Raw genomic sequence first — 21,265 nt, 5'->3', positions numbered from 1 at the left:
AAAAGAAAAAGCTGCCCCTAAGGCCCCGTCAAAAACACATCGGTATTGGCAATGCGCACGCGGCAGTCGTGCATATCCACTTCGTTATTGTGCAGAGTAAAACCCACAAACCCATCGCGCTCAATACCCCAGCCTGCCAGTGATGGGCGATACTCTACTGCACGCGCGCGCGCGGCCACTTCATTGGCTTCGCCGTGCACAGCCTGTACCTCACCCGGCTCGACACCGGCCAACCAGCCGACAATTTTGTGCTTTAAAACCCGCGTAATCACCCCGCGTTGTACCGCTTTTTTATTCTGGTACAGCGCAAAACGCTGCTCAAATAACTGTTTGGCCTGATCATAAAGCGCGACGTCTTTATCGTTAGCGGCCAGAATAATCTCGCGATCTTCATCGGAGATTTTGTGCTCGGCTTTAATATTGCGCCGATGGGTATTAAGCGATAACTCCTCAACCTGTAAAGACGGGAACTGATACCCCAGTAACGCCAGCGAGTCGGTGTAGCGCTCGGTTAAACCGATAAAACCAATCGCCGCCAGAGGCACGCCGCCCAAGTGGGTAGACTGTCGGTTACGATGGGCTGGACGCTTTAAATACTCTTCTATTGAGCCTTTATAGCCAAAATGCTTTTTGTTGTGTAAATAATCAGAATAGGTGCGTTGCACTGGCTCGCGCACAAACGCAATGCAGCGCGACACACCCGTTACCGGAGCGTATTTAGTCAGCGGCACGTGGCCGGCAATCAGACTAAACTCCCGCAGGCGCTCACGCATATCGTACACCGAGCCTTTATAAACGCCCTCGCGAATTAAGTCGTGAGTCTCATCCACAAAGCGGCCATAATCGTAAGCAATCGCCTCGAGGCCCAGTTTATTTTCCAGCGACTTTCTAAAAGATGTCCCGGCAGTTTTGGGAACATGAATAAAATTAAACGTCATACGCTCGCGGTCTCGCTTAAACTAAAATCGGTTTTCGTACGGCTAAAATACGGGGAGTAGTAAGGGTCGTTGGCCAGCTGCTCGGGCCAGGTTTCCTGCATATACTCTACTTCGCTCACAAATCTCTGGTACTTTTCGGGGGTGTCTTCTTGCCCGCGCGATTTAGACTCGTAGTGATAGAGCTTGGCATAAGGGGTAAACACATTGTAATAACCCGCCTGCATGACCTTGATGCAAAAGTCGACATCGTTAAAGGCGATGGTTAAGTGTTTATCGTTTAAACCGCCCACCTGATCCCACACCTCGCGCCGCACCATCAGGCAGGCACCGGTTACCGCCGCGACGTTTTGGCGAATAGTCATACGGCCAAAGTAGCCCGGGTGAGTATCGGGAAACCCTAAGTGCGAGTGATTAGCCACGCCGCCAACGCCTAAAATAACACCGGCATGTTGCAAGGTGTCATCGTCGTACAACAACTTAGGCCCCACGCAGCCGGTAAAGTCTCGGCATACCAGGCTGACCATCTCGCTTAGCCAGCCGTGGGTAATCACCTCGGTATCGTTATTAAGCAGCAGCACAATATCGCCACTGGTTTGCGCTACGGCAAAATTGTTAATGGCCGAGTAATTAAAGGGTTTGTTATAGGCGATAACATTCACTTTATCGTGCTTGGCCAGCTCGCTGAGTATACCCAGGCTCTCGGCTTCGTCCGACTGGTTATCCACCAGGGTAATACGGTAATTGGGGTAGTCGCTGTTTTGCAGTACCGATTGCACACAGTTGCGCAGCAACTCACCCTGGTTGCGGGTGGGGATAATAATATCCACCCAGGGCTTACGCTCGGGTATCGCAAACGCTACGCGGTACGTATTGGGCAACTGACTTAACCCGACGCTCTCGGCACCGCCCGTCTGATCAAAATACCCCTCTAATGCCCGGCGCCCGGCATCTACCGTGTAGGATTTTTCATCCGCCGCGTAGGCCGTAGAGCCCGGCAAGGCGCGCCAGTGATACAACACATAAGGCACATGGATAATATCTTGCCAATTGGATTGGGCGATTACCTTTAAGGCTAAATCGTAATCCTGGCTCCCCTCCAGCCCCACACTAAAACCGCCCACCTGCTTCACCAAGTCGGTGCGGTATACGCCCAAGTGCGAGATATAGTTGTTGCTGTAAAATAAATCGGGGCTCCAATCGGGCTTAAAGTGGGGCTGATAAAACTCCCCATCGGCATTGAGCTTGTCTTCATCGGAATACACCACCGCCACCGTTGGATGGCGCACAATGGCATCTACCATCGCCAGTAGTGCGTGCTCGTGCAGTAAATCATCTTGATCGAGCAGTGCAATATAATCGCCCGTGGCCACCTCTAGCCCTGAATTGCTGGCCTTAGAGATATGCCCATTAAGGCGGCGATACACGACCTCAATGCGTGGGTCGTCCAGCGCGGCTAAATACTCTTTTACGGCCGGGTCGGTAGAGACGTCATCCACCAGCACAAGCTGCCAATTTTTGTAGCTTTGGCCTAGTACAGAATCCACAGCCTCGGCCAGCAAGCTAACATCGGGGTTATAAACGGGGCAAATAATACTGAGCTTAATATTGCCTCCCGACTGTTCGACGCGGGCGGCCCACTCTGGCACTTTGGTCGCGATATGGGCGCTATACACCACCGTACCGTCACTATTGGTGGGCGCGCTGGCCGGTTGGTAGGCAAGTACCCGGTTTTGATACCAGCTTGCCAAGGCATGCGAGTTACGTAACCGCTGGCGCACCGAGGGCGGCAGGCTTTGTGCCATGGTTCGCAACAGGCTTTTAATCGACTTCATTTACAGCAATCCCTTAAACATCAACAATAACTACTGGCAGGCTTTAGTCTGACAACAGCTCTACTTGGTTCAATAAAAACTCACCCTGATAGGCCACCGGGTCTAACCGCATACCAAGCGCAACATGCTCGGCGGGGATACGCAGTAACACGCTATTGGGGCCCGGCGAGAGTATTCGGGTATACACCCGCTGCGGGGAAAACCCCTGACCGCGCTTTTCACGATAAAACAGCTGCATTGGGGTGCGCTGTTCAACGTCTATTGCAACCCGTAACAGGCAGTAATCCTCACACGCCTCAAGCTCCGGCGTCTCGATAATTGGGTCATTATTTGTCGCGCTATACACACTATCACCTAAAGGCTGCATATTCTTTGCGCCAGCGCTCTCGGGGGTAAACTGCCACAGCACGTGTGGGTAATTCTCCGCCGCGCTTAGCTCGGCTATCGCCCGCGGGCCATTGCGAAACAACTCTTCCCCCAGGTGGCGTTCGGCATGGGTCACTAACACAATGTTGGGCTTAAAACGCCGCACCATATCAATAAGCTTTTTGCTATCGTCAAGTACCTCGAAATAGCTTTGATGCAACACCTCTTTAAAGGTTTTGTGTATATAAGGGCTAAGCGCACTGCCAAATGAATCGTGCAGCCACAACACCCGCTGTGAGTTAAGCGCACCGGGGGTGGTAAATACCTGGGCGCGTTCGAGCGAACCGACCGGGTATGACGGGCCAACGTAATGCTGCTCACCCGTATCAAAGTAACGGCCGGTTACCGGTACACGTTGAGCGGGAATATTGTAATCGCGCAACAGCCGCTCAACCCCTAGCAGTCGGGCTAGGTCACCGCCCTGCGTGACCGTAAAATTATTTATGTCAGGTGCGGGGGTTAGTGTTATATCGCCAGGTAACCCCTCAATTAACTGCTGATAAGCGTAGTAGGCGCCCATGGCATTCCAGTGGCTGTCGGTTTGTAAATAAAGCTCGGGGCCATGTGCCTTACGCGCTAGCAAGTAGGGCACGCTGTTAACCAAGTACTCATCCTGGGGCACCTGCAGCGACACAAACGCATCCAGCCGGGTATCGCCTTTGGGTTTATCGGCAAGCTGCTCAGAGTAAATAGAGTGTTTATTAGCCGCCACCTGTACACGGTAATCAATGCCTTGAGAGGCAAAATACTGCCCCCACGCCTGGCGAGTGCGGTGAATCTCGCGCAGCTCATCAAGCCGGTAATTAAGCGCTCCGGTCGCATCGGTATACACTAAGCTGTATTGGTCGCCGGTAAACAACCAGCCGGGTTGGCCAAACTTTACAAACTCGGGCTTGCGAATAATACCTAAAGTAAACAGCAGCCGGTCGGCATTAAAGTAATTGGCTTTAACCTCGGCCCACGACGCGGGCCAGCTAGGGCGCTTAACCTCAAAGCCCTGTACCTCGCCGTCTAGTGCCGGCACAACCGATACCATGGCCACGGCCGATACAAGCAGCAAGCTGGCGAGCAAAAAGGTTGCTATGTATCTCATGCTAGCCTCAAAAGTTAAAATACAAAAAGTCGCTACCGACCGATGCCATTAATAACAGCACCGATACCGAAAAGGCCAACGCCGCCCACAGCGCATTGCCTACACTTGGGGCAAACCGCCCTTTGGTAGATTGCGGCCCGTTATAATCCGCAAGCTCTACCGAATTAGGCAGCCGTAAAGTAGCCACAAGCACTAGCGCCACACTGATAATCGCCACGCTGCTCATCACGCTGGTAGTAGCCGCGGGGGCCGAGGCCGCCATATCCAGCCCCAACCACGGCCCCAGCGGTAAGCCATTAAGCCCCAGCATGCCACGGTAAACGCGTACGGCATCGGCCAGGCTCTCGGCCCGAAACAACACCCAGGTGGCGTTGACAAACATAAAGGTTAACAGCCAAGCCGCCCAACGCCACAAGTTAACGCCAAGGCGCTGCCAAAGGTGACACACCACCAGCGCCAACCCGTGCAGCGCGCCCCACAATACAAACCCCCAGGCGGCGCCGTGCCACAGGCCGCCCAATAAAAAAGTCACCATTAAGTTGAGCGATACGCGGCCACTGAGTGCGCGGTTGCCCCCTAAAGGGATATAAATATAGTCTCTCAGCCAGCGCGATAAGGTGATATGCCAGCGGCGCCAAAAATCCCGAATACTAAGCGCTTTGTAGGGCGACAAAAAGTTCAGCGGCAGCTTAATACCAAACAGCAGTGCCGCACCGATGGCCATATCGGTATAGCCAGAAAAGTCGTAGTACAGCTGCAAGGTATAGCTAAGGCTAGTGCCCCAGGCATCGACAAAACTCAGTGGCTCGCCGCTAGCAAAACCGGCGTTGGCCCACTGGGCAAAGGTATCGGCAATGGCAAGCTTTTTAAATAAGCCGATACTGAAGATAAACAGCCCCTTACAGGCATTTTGGTAGCGCTCGTTAAGAGTCGGGCGAGCCTTAAATTGCGGCATCATCTCGCTGTGATGCACAATGGGGCCGGCAATAAGCTGTGGGAAAAACGTCACAAACAGGCAATAATCTAAAAAGTTTACCTGCCCTACTTTACCCCGATAAACATCCACCAGATACGCAATTTGCTGAAAGGTGTAAAAGCTAATGGCCAGCGGCAGTATGACTTGCTCGAGCGTAAAGCCTACCCCTGTAAGCGCGCTGATATTACCACTAAAAAATACGGCGTATTTAAAGTACCCCAGTAACAACAGGTTGGCCGCAATGCCCAGTATCAGCCACTGTTTGGGCCGCAACCACTGACGGCGGGCGATAGCAAACCCCACCGCAAAGTTAACCAGCACCGAGCCTACCAGCACCCCAAGGTACTCGGGCCGCCACCAGGCGTAAAAAAACAGCGAGGCCACCACCAGCCACACTTTTTGAGCGTTCAGGCTACCCCACGCCCCTAAGGCCCAGTACCCCAACAGCACCAACGGCAAAAAAGCAAAAATAAACTCGAGTGAACTAAACAGCATTACCGGCGCCCGTGCTTAATCATCATTACACGCTCAACCGTGGCAACACGGCTTTAAGTAACCCGGCAAGACGCTGATTGTACTCACCTTCGGTGGGCCACAGCGCTAAAAGCTGCTTGGCATTGCGGCCCATACCGGCCACATCCGCTGAGGCAATAATGTCCAGAGCGCCATTCATGCTGTCTTCATTCTGGCTACCAAAGGTAAAGCCGTTTTGCCCGGGCACAATCATCTCGCGTGCGCCAAACACATCGCTGGAGATAAGCGGCAACCCGTAATACGAGGCCTCAAGTAAAGTAATAGGGAAGGATTCCATTTTCGAGAACGAGATAAACACATCGGCTCTCTCATAATAAGGCGCTACGTTTTTCGTCTCGGGCACAATTTCCAAGCTTACATAAACATCGCGCCGTTGCCCAGCCACATCCCTCAGCTCGCTTAAGTAATCGCCACCGCGGGCTCCCACCAAGGTAAAGCGCGCTTTAATTTCGCGGCTCTCCAGGTGGTCCATAGCCGCAAACACCATCATTTGGTTTTTGCGCTCGCAGATACTGCCAACCGACACAAACTCTAATACCTCGGCTCGCTCATGTTTAGCGGGCACGCTGGCATCGGCCTCAAAGGGGTTATACAAAATAGCCCAGTTGCTATTTTTTAAGTAATGCCGGTAGGCGTTAACCGTGTAGCGCGAGACAAAAATATTAAAGCTTGTCACTAGCGATTGGGCAGCGCGATCTACCCAGTAGCCGCCAAAGTGATCTAAATGCTCATTAATCGACTCACTCTCGTGAATATAATTAATTTGCGGCAGCTCTAACCGGTCAGAGGCCGGGTACGCCGCAGCCGCACAAATAACGGTGTTGGCAATTACAAAATCTGGCTCAATGCTGTGCAGCCAATGCTCGTAAGCGGCGTACACGGGCTTATCGGTGAGCAGCGCCCAATCGGCCATATACACTTGCTCGGCCACGGCGGCAAACTCATGCTTTAGTTTGCCGTCCTCCAGCGCGGCGACATACACCTTAACGCCCGCCTCAGTGAGCTGCTTAGCCACGCGCAAGGCCACTTTCGAGGCCCCCTCAAGTTTCATGTTGTGGGTAACCACTACGGCCTTCTTAGGCAGCGGTAATTGTTTGCGCTCATTACAGGGTAAGCGGGCTCCGGTTTCCGGGTCGAGAGGCAAGTTAAAACGCGCGGCGCGCACGCCTTGCGTAAGCTGCCGGTAAGCCAGAGCGATGGCGACCTCTTCGCTGGGCTTGTCGTTACCCAGGCCCGTACCGCGAGAATCGCCCTCTACGTGTAAAGCCCGAATGTGGTTGACCGACAAACACACCTTGCCCCGGGCAATTAACCGATACCCTAAATCCACATCATTGTAAGCGACCGCAAAATCTTGCTCGTTAAAGCCACCCAACTCATCAAACAACGTCTTACGAATACTTAAGCAAGCGCCAGACACGGCATCGCAGCTAATCGGCATAGGGTTTATAGCGTTTGATGGCAAACCCCGGCCGTGCAAGCCAGGCATGCTGTTGCGTTGCACACCGCCAAAAATACCGGCGTTTTGCACCACATCGCCGTACCAATCTAAACGCGGCGCGGCCGCCCCTAATTGCCGGTAGCGCTGCAAGGCGACAATCGGTTCGAGCTGGGCCCAGCTTATGTGTAAGTCATCGTTTAAAAACACCAGCGCATCGCCAGTGGCTATACCCGCCGTAAAGTTGCAGACCTCGGCAAAGGAAAAGCCCCCACCGGCAAACTGGTAACTAAAGGGCCTGATGTTGCTAAATTCGCTTAGGTACTGCACAAATAACTGGCCCGCGCGTAAGAAGTCGGCATTGTTAAAGGCAACCAACACCTCGACATGCTCGGGTGGCTGCAATGCACGTAGCGCATGAACCACGTTATCGGGATTACAGCTAGGGATAATAATACTTACACGGCTTTTTACCGGCGCCGAAAAAAGCGCAAGGTAAGTGCTGCTCTCACGTAACTTGGCAAATCGCGGGCTCGGAGTTACTGCCATGGTAACGGCCTGCTCGGCACTCAACAGAGTATCAGCCACCAAATAGCTTACGTACTCTAGCGGCGTATTGCCGGAGTAAGCGCTAAAGCGCTCGGCTACAGTGGCAAAATGTACTCGCGGCAAAGCAAGCTCCACAAAAGCCGCTGCCAACGCAATATAGTCGCCCGGCTCCCAGTCGACGATGTCATTTAGCACCGCTTGCGGCACAGTAAAATGTGCGTCGGGGGTGTCGTGCGGGGTAAGTGTTACACCTTGTACCGTCAGTTTATTGGTTGCTTGCACGGTTAGCGTTGCTCCTGCAGCAGGGCGTTTAATGCCCCTTGCCACACACTGGCACTGGTTAAAAATTTGGGTGAAACATAATACGAGCTAGCGCCGGCAAAGCTGTCTTCACTGGGCACCCCCACAAAGTGCCGGGCAAAATCGGCACTGGGCAGCGTCAGGTAATCCATTAGCGTAATCACCGGGTTAGAGGTAAGCGGGAAGGGGCGCTTAAACGCTTGTGGATGCGACTTTACCAACGCAACAGCACGCCCTTGTAACTCTCCCATTAATGTATTCAGTGCCTGGCTGTCACCTTCGCGGCGCACCAATTTACCCTCGTTAAAATAGTGGGCACTGCTGGTGGCGTTGTCGCTTAGCAGTGCCTCCAGCGCGGGCAATATATCGCCGTAGCGCTCGGCATTAAACTCTGGCATAAAGGCAAAATGCGGGTGTTTGGCATGCAGCATCTCTTTAAAGGTAGTGAGGTACACCCAGTTACAGCGGCTTTGGGGTAGCAGCTGTTCAAACGCTTTGGCGGCTGTACCACGGTAGCCAATATCAAACACTAAGTAGTCGTTGCCATCCGCAACGCCTTGCGCATTTAAGTAACGGCGGTAGCTACCGGCTTGCCCGCGGCAAAATTCAACCAGCAGCTCAGTCAAACCGCCATTAAAAAGCTCTGGTGTGTGCAATAACGCATCGGCCATTTGCCCCTCAGGCAAATCGTCCACGGTGTACCCCAAACGGTTAAACAGCGTTTGCTGCAGGGTTTGGGGTTTACCGTCGCGCTTAAACACGGCTTTTAAATCTTCTACCTCATTTACCAAGGCATGAAAATTTAATGAGCGCGAGTTGGCCACCTCTATAGCCGGAATATCCGGGTAAAGCGCTTTAAACACTTGGCAGGCCAGGTGCCCGTCGCGCGCTAAAAACACCACGGGGGTTGTGTAGTTGCCATTGTCGTACAGCGCCTTTAAATGTTGCGCCACAAAGGCCATAGCGCAGGCCGCGTATAACGCGGGCACATCACGGCTCCAGCGTTGTTCGTTGCGGGCAAAGCGCGCCAGGCTCTCGCGCCGAGGCTCGGGTGGGCAGTACGTAAGCAGCTCAAAAAAGCCACGCTCGCGGCGTGAGGTTTCGTACAGCGTTGGAGTCCTAAAAGCGCTGTAACCGTATTGCTGTGGAATACCAAAGTCCGAGCGCCAGTTATCGCCTAAAAACAACGCGCATTGGCTGGCCAGCTCTGGTACCTGTAACGATAACTGCTCGAATAACTGGCCATCGTGCTTACACACGCCAAAGTCGGCGGAGACATAAATCTCGTCAAACGCCTCGGTAATATCGGCAGGTAAAATACTCAGTAAGTCGGCTTTGGTAAGGTAAAAGTCACTCACGACGATCACCCGTAACCCCTTGGCCTGTAGGGTTTTAGCAAAATTAAATAGGTTATGGCGCACAGCCAGGTTTGCTTGCTCGTACGCAAGCTCAGCGGTGTAAGCACGCTGCCGGTCGGTCTCGGTGTAGGGCAGCTCGCGGTAAATGTCCGCGAGCAGGTACTGTTTAACCTCAAACGCCTCTTTACAGCGCTCTTCCGCCGCAATGCGCTGCTCGGCAAAATCTGCAATGCCGGTATCCCAGGCGACCAAATCAAAAATATCGTGGGGCTCGGTGGTGGCGCGGTACACCAAGGTATCAAACAAATCGAACGCAACCAGCGTTGCCTCGTGTAGCTGGTGCGGCTGAATGCCGCGCCAAATAAACGCCGGCACGTCCTTCTCTTGTACAAAATCTGAGGTAAATTGCCCCAACCGGTGGCTGTTAGCCAGCGCCTCTTTGTACTGCCACGAGCCAATGGTTTGATATTTAAACGCCATACGCCCCAGGGCTTTATAACGGCCCTCTTTGGCACCCGCCTCGGCAAAGTGAGTACCAGCCCGAGCCACCGAGGTAACCCCGGGGTTCGCCTTTACATAGGCGGTATTACACAATACTGCCCCGCTATTACACGCACAATCGACACCGCAAGCGGCAGGTAGCAAAGGAGCATTAAACGGTGCAAAGGACTCTACATGAGGCGATGCCAGCTCAACAACGGGTGTCGGCTCTTCCTCTGGGGGGGGCTCTGGTTGATTGTCGCTAGAAAATGGCCGAAATAAACGCATACACAGTACTCTTAAAACCCCTTGTGTTTGAGCCAAACCCGCTGCAAGCACGCCAATATTGCTCGCCACTTAAGCATTAACTCATTCCTTACCTACCCAACTCTTAAGGCGCTGAAGTAGCGCGTATGATCTCACAATATCGCCTTATCAGGCCAACTTATCGGACCGGTTTGCGACAGGCGTTACCAAGAGCCGATCCAGCTTATCCGTGACCCTAGCCCAGCAACAAAGACACTAGATTCCCGCCTGCGCGGGAATGACGAGATTAAAGGCGCTAGATTCCCGATCATGGCCGAGAATGACGACACAACACCCAACCATACTACAACGTCGTCCCGGGCGGAGCGAAGCGTAGACCCGGGACCCAGTGGCTTATAAGACGGCGGACGAGCGAAGGGGTACGGAGAACGGAGTGACTTCAAACAACAAGGCCACTAGATTCCCGATCATAGCCGGGAGTGACGACACAACACCCAACCACACCACAACCGGGCGAAGCGTAGACCTTGGATGATGTGCAGGGACGCACAAATGCCGGCGGTAGCAAGGAAAGCCGGAGCCGGCCCCAGTGGCTTCGAACAAACAATACGCCTGCCCCGACAACGTGCAACACCCAAAGACACTAAATTCCCGCCTACGCAGGAATGAAGAAATAAAAGGCGCTAGATTCCCGGTCGCAGCCGGGAATGACAGCAAGGCAACCCCCCTTACCCGCCGCAACCCTAAAATTAACGCAGCTTTCGGCCAGGTTGCGCCAATAGCGCTTGATACAGTTCGATATACTGTTGCGCCATCCAAGCCGTGCTGTGAGCTTGCCCCTCACCCTGCTGCCACGCCCTTACCGCTAGCGCTTTTTGCTCGTAATTTTCCGGGCTTAGATTCACCATCTGCATATAACTGCTTTGCGGGTCGGCTGGATCCAGCACCCAGCCTGCACCCGACGCCTCTACCCGCGCCTTTAACGTAGGTAAATCTAATACAAAACACGGCAAGCCGGCAGCCCACAACTCGGTTAACGTGTGGCACCAAGTCTCATCCCATACCGAAAGCACAGCGCCCACCTGAGCACCGGCACTCTGAGCGCAGCTGACAAACTCGTCCCGCTCATAGGGGCCGTGCATCACAACCTGCGGGTGTTGCGCCAGCGGCTGATATTCGCATTCGCCTAACACATGTATTTGCAACCGCTTGGCAGCGTCGCAATCGAGCAACGCAAGCAAATAATCGGCACCCTTAGGGCCATCAATGGTGCCGGGCACTAATACGTTAAGCGTAGTTGCCGTACTTAAGGTAACCGCCGGCGGCACAAACTCGGTAAAGTCTCGGCCATGGGGAATAACATGAAAGGCTTTGTCGGCCACAGCCGGCAAAGCCGCCTTAACCGTGTCGCGGGCGCTGTGGCTTGTGGTTACCAAAGCGTCGCTATGGCTGAGTGCATTGGCAAAAATCTCTCGCCAGCGCCCAATCCACAGGGACTTTAACGCCGGAAAAGGATGCTTCGCCCACATACTATTGGCGCAATCGGCAGCCGCCCGGGAGTTAGCGCACTTACCACCACAAAACTTATTGTCGGCGTCCAACAGTTTTACCGTGGGGCAAATATCATAAAAGTCGTGTACCGATTTAATCACCCGAGCACCCGCCTGCTTGGCAAGCTTAGGCAAATTAACCGAGTGCCAGGCAAGGTGGCGAATATGCACTAAATCAAAGTCATACCGCTCGAGCCACTGCTTTATCACCCGGTCATACTCAAACGACACATGCTGTAACGGCTCGACCGGCTCTGTTAAGTCGTGGTTTTTAACAGTTTGTAGCTCTCCGTTACTGTCCAGAGATGACAAATACATATGGGCCGAATCACAGCGCAGTAACCAGGGCTCATAGTCATGGGCCACAGTACGCATTAGATCTAAGTTGGTTTTTGGGGTCCCCCCGGTTTGAGTCGCCACCACAAACAACACCCTTGGCTTAATAGGGCTCTGCTTGGCATGAGCCAAGGCGTCTAACGCTTGTGTGCGGATAGTAGCAAACGCATCACTGGCCGAGAAAACGCCAATCTCAAACTCGTACTCCGGGAAACGCTGCGCGACTACCCCGGCACCGGCGTTAATCAACGTGTCGCGCTCAGCGCCAAAACTTTGGTTACGCTCATGGAATACATAGGTGCGGTCATCCACGACATGGCGCCAACCCTTACGGCGTGCGCGCATGCAAAAGTCGTTTTCTTCGCCGTAGCCTCGGGGGAAGGCCGCTTCGTCTAGTAACCCCACTTCATTCAAGCAGCCGCGCCGAATATACATACAAAAGCCATTACCCGTAGGTACGCTTGGATACAAACCCGCCCCATAGCGCCTAAAAGCGCGGGCATAGTCTGACTCACGAATATCCGAGAGAAAGGAGCGTGCATCCATTTGCTCGGGCGCCGAAAACGCCCCCGCGTTATTGGATACCGGTGTAACCGTAGCTATACGCGAGTCATTGTACAAAGCGCGTTGTAGCCCCTGCAGCCAGCGGGGGGTAACGCGGGCGTCAGAGTTAAGCAACACAACATCGTCATTCCCAGCATGCTTAATACCTCGGTTTACCGTGTTGGTAAAACCGATGTTTACCTCGTTGCGCAACACCTCTATATGCTCAGAGCGCTCCGCCTGCGCCAATAGGGGCTCAATCGCCTTATCGGTACTGGCATCATCAATCAGCAGTATGCGAACTTCAGGCGCGGTATAAGCCAGCAACCGCTCAATACAAACCGACACATGTTTTGACGCGTTATAAATAGGCACAATTACGGTTACGGGGTGATCGTAGCCCACAAACACGTCATCGCCGCCACCCGAGCTGCTAGAGATAATGTACCCCAACGGCAACAGCTGCCCCTCGGGCAACGCCAAAGCAACCTCGTTAGTCCCCTCCGCCAACAGAGTGCTAACTAAAATAAGCTTAAAACCACCCAGTCCCTCAGACTTACCAATGTCTTTTAAGTCGGCACGTTCGAGGTTGTTTTGGACGGTAGCAACAGGCTTACCGTTTATCTGCACCGCAAAATCAAACACCCGGCCAGGGGCCGCGCTATCGACAATCCAGCCGCTCAGCTCTTGGGCGCCAAGCGCCTCGATGTATAAGTCGTAGGTAGGCTTACCGGCGGGTGTCAGTTGTCTATTCATAAGCTGGGCATACCTACTACCTGAAAGAGATTTGAAAGTTTAGATCTAGCGACGGAGCAACGCTTAACAACAAAAAGCAGCTAAATGCCAAGCTTTTTTATTACCGGGGCGAGCCGCTGCTCCCAAGAGTTGTCATGTATGAATTGCGCCAAAGCTTCACCGTTCAAGGCTCGTGTACCCTCAGCCAAAACGTGATGGATATGGTTAATAAAATCCACATGATCGTTAGCGACTTTTAACCAGGGGGTTTGAGGCAAATTAGGCACGTTAGTCGCCACCACAGGTATTTTACCGGCTAAGTATACATACGCTTTCAGTGGATTCATGCTCTTCGTTAACGGAGTGTTCAAATGCGGGACAATAGCGACGCTAAATAAACGTACGAGTGCGGGAGTAAATCGATACTCCAACACGCCCGTTAAACGCACATTCGGCAGAGCCAGCAACTCACGAACGGCTGGGTTCGCATGGGTGGACCCAACTAACGCAATCAAACTATCGGGAAACGTTTTAGCAATTTCGTACAGTAGCGGTATGTCAATCTTAGTTTCTAAGTTACCCACAAAACCAATAATTGGCCCTTGAAAACTTGCCAGCTCATCGTAAACTTCACTCCCCTCTGGGACAACAACGTCGGGGGAGCTTTCACAACCGTTCGGCACTAAATCAACAGAAAAGCCCAATGCTTGCATTGACTCTTGCACAGATTGGCAATTTGCCATTCTAACGTCCGCCAAACTAAGCATTTCACGGTAGTGCCTAGTAAACTCATTGCTTTGCTCCTCGGTAACCCCCGGCCAAGCTCGATGATCGTCCACCACATCCACCACCACTTTGGCAGGCTCAAAGGCCCTAACCACAGCGGCACCATGCACCGCCTTGGGGTAATACCAAAACACGCTAGAAGCTGGCGTTACACCTTCGCGCGCAAATAGCTCACGCAAGTAGCTCAAATACTCGCTCTCAAGCGGTAAATCATGCTCAGACTCTGCTTCGTAAATAAAGACATCGGTCAACAGCTTTTCGGTTCGGCTAAAGCCGAGTGCCTTCTGGTATGCCGCCGCGTACACCAACCGGTCATGAGTTAATGAATGGCCCTGAGCTTTATTAAGCAGTCTGCTTTTGGTAATCGGAGCATCAACAATCAGCACCTGTTTAACCGAAGGGTGTTGCGCTAGAGCTTTAGCCACCATATCCGAGCGGCGCCCGTATAAGCCAGTATCGTTTTGCTTCCAGAACAACACGACGGTGTGAGTCCCAGGATCCGTATTATTTGGCGAGCGACTCACCGAGGCAGAGGTAGAACCAACTGAATGCGTCAATTTAGCCATCGCGGCATACAGCTTTACCCACAAGTATTGAGTCATCGACGCATAATCATTGGCTGACTCATTGTCGGAATCGTTTATCGACGAGGTTAGACTCAGCGTCACATCAACCGCCTCGCCAAATTCTCCACATGACAATGCCTTTAATAGATTGGTTACACCGGCAATAGGCTCAGTAATTGCACTGGATTCTTCTCGTGCCACAACTACCAAACGGCTACCGCAACCCACTTTAACAGCCAAACCCGCAGCCAAAGCAGAAGCCGAACCTCCGTCAGCAATAACAATATCGGGTTTTAAGCTAGCAGATACGACATTATCACCTAAGCTAAGCCGGTCAATAGGAATCAACGATAGCGGTGAACTGAGCACCTGATGAAAAGGGGTTGCACTGGCTGATTCAGTAATGCCAAGGAGGATCACGCAAGAAAACATTTGACTTAACTGTTTTGGTATTTGCGTCGATACGCCCTGGTTACCGGCATCACAGTCACAAACATACAATATCGTCAGAGGATTAAGGCCACGAGCATCAGGTGCTTTAGAATAACCAGGCGGGCCTCCCAGTATGGCGACTTGACGCAGAATATGCTTTTGAAGCTCCGTTAATGGCGGTAGCAACCAAACGGCACCTTGTCCCGCAATAGCATCAGCGTCCCGCGACCTCTCTACGTATAACAAGAGGTCTTCATAAGATGAAGGCTCAGTGCAACTGAGTGCGTCAACCTGCTCATGCAGCAGCTCGGGCCAATCAGCCTTAAAAAAACGCGATAGTACGGTGTAAGCCATATTCGGCTCATTCGATGATCGAAGGCCTACAGGTAAAGCAATACGCGCACCCCACAGCAACGAGGCGCACAGGGCTGCAAACCAAATAAACGGGTTAGTACTCGAAAGCCATATAAACCGGCAGGGTTTTCGTAGTACAACACTATAAATAGCGGCGGATAGTTCGTCGCACTCGTTATGTACACTAAGCCCGGAGAAGGTTTCATCATCAAATAGGGCAATAGAGCGCTCTGCCAGTTCTGGGCCAAGCTTAGCTCTAAAAGCGGCAATATTGGCCAATACACCAAGTGATTCGTCAGACACCTGCACTATATTCAGCCATCCTCGCAGAGCTTTTACAATGTATCCATCGTGAGCCGCCTTATTAGATTCAGCTAATAAGGTTGCCGCGCCATCGGAATCACAAGAAGAAGTCAACCCCGAGACCTACTCGATAAGCCGGCCGAGCAACACTCAATCATCAATAAAAGCATATCAAAATCCGAGGCAAAAGCGTTACACCAACCCATAATGCTTAATCACACGCGACAGTAAGTAGTTACCTTTCGCCAAGTCCGACATGGAAAAGCCCTTTAAGGTTACACCCTTAACTTCTTGTTCAAATATTCGATGAAATAACATTAATGTCACGGCATCATTCGGCACTACCTCACCAACAGGAACCACTTCGTCGGCCAACAACTCTTGCTTCTCAGCGACCACCGGATGAATTCGATCCTCGCGAAAAAGATAACACCGATCTAAATGCTCATTCACAATAGGCGTAACTAGGTGAGCCCCCACTTCCGCCCATCTAAACAGTGTCTTTTTCTTCAACACAGCTCTAAGGGCTTCACAGTATTTTGAAATTACAACCCCCTGCTTAACACTGCCATAAAATCCGATAGAGATATGGTTAGTCTTAGCCGAGGTACGCCGCATGGCAAAAAAATCGAAGCCCACCACTTCATCAAAGACGCTTTTATAATCAACCAATGCTAAGCAATCAGAGTCGACATACAAACCACCATACCTTTCTAACAAAAAAGCCCGAATAAACGCACAGCGCACCGCAATAGGGTTCTGATTGATATTCTCAAGGGTAATATCCCAAACGGCAGGGTCTAGATCTGGAAGGTATTGATGCACGTTATCTGGGGTAACCAATATCACGTTGCACCCATGATCCTGAGACATCAATATTTTATGGCAAAGGTCGATATGCGCGGGCATATCTTGACCCAGCGCATTTTCCCAATAAAGCCATACAATACTATTTTTCATGGATTACCCAAACCTAAACTTTCAATTAGCTTATAAACAAAGACAGTCGACGATGAGCCTCGAAAACCCGAGAACTTATGTCATATTGACTCGCTAATCAAGCGAGCTTCGACCGCCACCAAGCCTTCATCTTCTTGCCACAACTGGGAACCTTGAGACTCACTCAGGTCGGGCCTCGAATTAACCAAAAAACCAGCCTCACTAGGGTTTCGAAAATGCCTACGCTGAGTCGCCGCACCATACAAATGAGCATCGGGGTAACGCCAATACTCTTCTTTACCATCAAAATAGGAGACCCCCAGCACCTCACAAACTTTTTTTGCATAAAGCTTGGGGGACTTCAAAAACTCTCCTAAATCAAAAACCTTATAGCTAACGTGATGCTCATCGATGACGGATAATAGACGCTCATATTGCTTTAAGTTGTTGAGGCGCTTATCAAGGGGCACGCCTCTCCTTTCGTCGCTTTTCCATATCTTTTCGAATCGCCTATAAGAAATCAAACAAGTCAATCGCCACGCTGAGGAATCACTTTTAGTCACCTGCCTCTGAAGACACCTCCAGGTTTTCGACGAGTCGACCAAAACATCTGTTTCAGCAGATTTTTTAAACAGTTCGTCGTATGCGTTATCATACCCAACCTTATAGTCCACTGAAGACCAAAAGTCTCCGAATGCAGATTCGAGCACAGCCTTAGGCTGACCATACTTTGGAGATCTAGGGTCAAAAAAAGACTTTATCTCTCCCACATGAAAGCTCTCAAAGGGATGTGTCATACTAGCACCGAGAATGGCACCAATCATTGTAGAGGAGGAATGGTTCGCCCCGCCAACAAAAATGACTCTTTTCATTAGAAACCTAGCCTTAAATTTAAAAACCACCAAACAAAGAAAACACTGCCGGGCATATCACAGACTTTTACACACGAACCTACACGCATTGAAACATCGTTCACGCTCAACTTCCGAACCTTGAAATCCTTTGATATTAGGTCCACCAATAACCTCTTCAACTTCGGAATCGAAAAGCTCGTACCCCCAACTCCGCACTCTCTTCTCGACACTACTGACAGGACTTCCCCCTGGACTAAATACCGCGCCAGAGTGGCACCAAGCAAAATCTCGAACATTCTTCTTTCTTGTTGAAGCGTTAGATCGGCTTTCTGATATGGCGTCAGCGACAAGTCGCTCTGGTGACAGTGTTTCGAAGATACATACCCTACTTAAATCGAGAAGTTCTAAATATGGATGCATATCATCATAGTCAGAAACCACTCCAATTAACGCCGAGAAATCTTCTGACAACATAAAATCAAAGACTTCAGACTCACCAAGTTCTATCATCTCGCGGGGATTCGACACCCCGCCCTTAAAAACTCTTTGCCTCCACGCTTCACGCTGTCGCACTATCACTTTAACTGTATGGACTCGAGTCCGAAGCCAAACAAGAAGAGGTTCACTCCAATCGACAAAATCTTGTTCAGAAAAATAAACTATGTGAACCAGACTGACCCCACACTTAGGGCTCGGAGAAAAATTACAGGGTTTGTCATCATACTCTGATGCCACAAGATTTTTTACAAATGGAGCAATGTAATCAGATGCCACCTTCGCCCAAGTTTGATTATCAACAGACTCTTTATTCATTTGAAGCTGATCGCGATAAAAAGAAAGGTTTTGGCCGACTAAACTCTCAATCACTCGAGAAAGCCCACTCTTTCGGTTGGAAAAAAAGTGGACTGAGCATTTTCTCTGATCCATTTTAAGATGCGCCCTGGTATCACTCAACAATGGAATCAAACCCGCGGACAAATACTCGTACGACTTTAATGACGGCGCAGAGTCATACATCTCATAAGGCACCCACCCTAACCCCACATGATAACTGGGCAGCTCCTGCAACAACTCTTGATGGCCAAGCAAGCCTCTAAAAGACACGAAATTATCAATTCCCAACATCTTAGCATGAGTAACCAGACGGTCTTTATCGACTCCATCGCCATATATATCTAGCGTCACCTGATTTTTCACTTCACTACATAGAAGCGAAAACTCGTCCAGCATCCAATCTAATTTTCTTTTGTCGCTCAAAGAACCGATAAAGACAAATTTCGAAATACGATCCTGGCGCTCTACCTCCTCGACAACCAAACTCTTAGAAAGACCGATAGGATACAGGGCATATCTCATTTCAGCGTGCCCAAACCTTTCCCGTATATCGGACACGCACCTAGACAACACCAAATCTATCCAATCAAGTGCATATTCAGAGCGTCTCTGCGAGCGGCGAAGCACATCCACGTCTGAAATCGTTGGGGGCGACTTTAAGTCCACGATAATCTTTCGCTCTGGATTCAATCGCTTTAACTCTCTAAGAATATATGCATCATCATGCATCCACGATCGACCTGATGCAAAATAAACACATTCCGCATCATCTTGAGCCAGATCTTTAACAAGAGACTGGACCCAGCCTTTCAAAGATCGATCGTGTTCGACCAACTTCCCTTGAAACTCTGCCGATGAAACCACTATAAAATTGGCAGGATTAGGCAAAGGGCAGTACAACTTAACTTCAAAGTACTTGCACAGCTCGTCGACAAGTTCATAGGTGCCGGGCGTTCCAATTAACCCATACGGGTTATCACTTACCACAACCAGCCTGAAAGCTTTTCCATCAGGAGAACTCATACAAAACAAACCTTTTCCGGATCAAGGCCATATATTCTTGAAGCCTTCTGCATTTTTCCCACATTTGCCACCCAAGTATGATCATTGCCAGATCGTCTATCGACCAACAAGTTAAACTCATCGACACTTATAACCACCCCCTCCCCCTTGTCCTCTAAAGAATACAACCACTGAGTATCTACTGCTGCAAAGTTCTTCGCCGGGTACGGATTATTTACAAAGAAATCTTTATTACCCCCATGGGAGCAACCGGCAATAAAATTAACCCGCTTAGGGTACTTATTAAAAAGGGAGTATGCAGGCCGATCGAAGACAATATTCTTGGACTCTCTCTGATAGATTGGAGCCTCTCCGTCCATAACAAAGTATCTAAACACTTTCCCTATGACATCAAAATCTACTACACGCGTATACAGCATCATATCCAGCAAATAATTCGGACCATAAAAATCATCATCATCCATACGAAACACAAAATCTGACTTAGCTTTTGAAATCCCCGAATTCATACAAGGCCCTGCATGGAGCTCTGGAGGTACAAATGTAGTACCTATATCGAGATTAGACACGCTAGCTTTGACGTCTTCATACTCTTCCATAGGGCCATTAAAAACAAGAACCATCTCTTTATTGATATAAGTTTGATTAGAATAGCTATCAATAACTCTGGGTATAAACTTACTTCTATAAGATGGTGTAATTAAAGCGGCTGTAGGATACTCCTCCCAATCATGCGCCACACCGATCACATTACATATTGAAGATACTCTATTTGAGAAGCTGTTGTTCTTTACCGCCTCGCGCCATCCAATCTGAGCAACCCTTTTTCGGTAAAGCTCATCGCTTTGCAGCGATTCTATCTCACAGTTAAATTCGTCGTAGCTTGCACAGTTAATACAGATCTCTTGAAAAATTCCAACGTCAACATCTGGCTCGAGCAAAACCGGCACGTGGCTGGCAGCCGCTTCAACAATCGACCACTGTTGCTCGGTTCTCGTCCTACTATTACTTGAAAAAATCCCCAACACGTTAGATCTAGAAAAAAGAAAACTTTTTTCCTGATAGGGAACTGTCCCCAAAACATTACAACCAAGAGCTTCGAGCGGCTTTGCTTTAGTAGCCCATATTTGATTCATAGAATCAAAAAAATAGGCGCCACGGTCGGCGAGTTCAGAATAAAAGCTCATCCGGCCCTCTGATCTTTGCGCCATATCCACCACGTCATCAAAAATTAACGGATAACGCTGACACTTCTTATCAATGTCGCTATCGTTGTGTTCTTTCAGGCGTGAAAATAAAGCAGGCTGAACAGCAGGAGGAAGGTAACTCGCCTTAACTCCACGCCCCTCTAAAGCGTTGGCAGCACGATCATCCGCACAAAAGACAACATCAAATAAACTTAAACTAGAATTAAATTCTTCAACATACTGGACATCTAGGGTAAACCAGTAGACTACAGGTATGGCCCGCTCTTTTGCGAAACTCACCAACTCTTCAAGTACTTCTGAGCTCTCCCCATGCCCAGATTGCGCCATAAACCAATCGCCGGAACACGATTGATAACAAGACTCCACAAGAATAAAATCAAAATTTGAGTACGCTATGGAAAATTTCCAGTTACGATGAGTTAAAGGATAAACATTTCCCTCAAGTCGCATACCCAAATACAACCTCTCGCTTGATATAAGGCCAATATTCAAGCTAGAATTTTTCTTCTTATTAACTAATGATTTGTCTGGCGAAATCCACGATATCTGTTGAGCTAGATTCGCCGCAGCGCTACTTTCCACGCGTAAACTTTTCATCTTGTTTTTCCAAA

General features: G+C 50.4%; 12 protein-coding genes. All 12 read right to left on the bottom strand.

The genetic code is table 11. The annotated features are described in order from the left end of the window. Nucleotides 1-17 precede the first annotated feature (17 nt). Nucleotides 18-938: a sulfotransferase family 2 domain-containing protein gene (locus tag SD69_RS05755; protein WP_041522455.1), complete on the bottom strand. Its 921-nt coding sequence runs from the start codon at nucleotides 936-938 to the stop codon at nucleotides 18-20. Beyond that, nucleotides 935-2,770 carry a glycosyltransferase family 2 protein gene (locus SD69_RS05750; protein WP_198144060.1) on the bottom strand — a complete coding sequence of 612 codons (1,836 nt, stop codon included), beginning with the start codon at nucleotides 2,768-2,770 and terminating at the stop codon, nucleotides 935-937. Before SD69_RS05750 ends, SD69_RS05755 begins: the two co-directional genes overlap by 4 nt. A gap of 43 nt (nucleotides 2,771-2,813) precedes the next feature. Further along, nucleotides 2,814-4,289 (bottom strand): alginate O-acetyltransferase AlgX-related protein, encoded by a 1,476-nt coding sequence (locus SD69_RS05745; protein WP_041522454.1) that lies wholly within the window; start codon nucleotides 4,287-4,289, stop codon nucleotides 2,814-2,816. Nucleotides 4,290-4,296: 7 nt separating this feature from the next. Next, on the bottom strand, nucleotides 4,297-5,760 hold the full coding sequence (locus tag SD69_RS05740) for an MBOAT family O-acyltransferase (protein ID WP_041522453.1): 1,464 nt from the start codon (nucleotides 5,758-5,760) through the stop codon (nucleotides 4,297-4,299). Nucleotides 5,761-5,785: 25 nt separating this feature from the next. Continuing rightward, a complete protein-coding gene (locus tag SD69_RS05735) occupies nucleotides 5,786-8,068 on the bottom strand; it encodes a glycosyltransferase (RefSeq protein ID WP_041522452.1) in 2,283 nt (760 codons plus the stop codon). Nucleotides 8,069-8,070: 2 nt separating this feature from the next. Then, on the bottom strand, nucleotides 8,071-10,212 hold the full coding sequence (locus tag SD69_RS05730) for a hypothetical protein (RefSeq protein WP_041522451.1): 2,142 nt from the start codon (nucleotides 10,210-10,212) through the stop codon (nucleotides 8,071-8,073). A 728-nt stretch (nucleotides 10,213-10,940) separates the two neighbouring features. Beyond that, on the bottom strand, nucleotides 10,941-13,376 hold the full coding sequence (locus SD69_RS05725; protein ID WP_041522450.1) for a glycosyltransferase: 2,436 nt from the start codon (nucleotides 13,374-13,376) through the stop codon (nucleotides 10,941-10,943). 80 nt (nucleotides 13,377-13,456) lie between these two features. Next, a complete protein-coding gene (locus SD69_RS05720) occupies nucleotides 13,457-15,802 on the bottom strand; it encodes a glycosyltransferase family protein (protein WP_041522449.1) in 2,346 nt (781 codons plus the stop codon). Nucleotides 15,803-15,988: 186 nt separating this feature from the next. Further along, a complete protein-coding gene (locus SD69_RS05715) occupies nucleotides 15,989-16,756 on the bottom strand; it encodes a capsular polysaccharide synthesis protein (RefSeq protein ID WP_041522448.1) in 768 nt (255 codons plus the stop codon). 80 nt (nucleotides 16,757-16,836) lie between these two features. Then, nucleotides 16,837-17,607: a hypothetical protein gene (locus tag SD69_RS05710; RefSeq protein WP_041522447.1), complete on the bottom strand. Its 771-nt coding sequence runs from the start codon at nucleotides 17,605-17,607 to the stop codon at nucleotides 16,837-16,839. 57 nt (nucleotides 17,608-17,664) lie between these two features. Continuing rightward, nucleotides 17,665-19,446 carry a glycosyltransferase gene (locus SD69_RS05705; protein WP_041522446.1) on the bottom strand — a complete coding sequence of 594 codons (1,782 nt, stop codon included), beginning with the start codon at nucleotides 19,444-19,446 and terminating at the stop codon, nucleotides 17,665-17,667. Further along, nucleotides 19,443-21,251: a glycosyltransferase gene (locus SD69_RS05700; RefSeq protein WP_041522445.1), complete on the bottom strand. Its 1,809-nt coding sequence runs from the start codon at nucleotides 21,249-21,251 to the stop codon at nucleotides 19,443-19,445. Before SD69_RS05700 ends, SD69_RS05705 begins: the two co-directional genes overlap by 4 nt. Nucleotides 21,252-21,265: the final 14 nt, after the last annotated feature.

The organism is Gilvimarinus agarilyticus, from assembly GCF_000832015.1.
Lineage (GTDB): Bacteria > Pseudomonadota > Gammaproteobacteria > Pseudomonadales > Cellvibrionaceae > Gilvimarinus > Gilvimarinus agarilyticus.
This window is presented reverse-complemented; position numbering and strand designations above follow the sequence as displayed.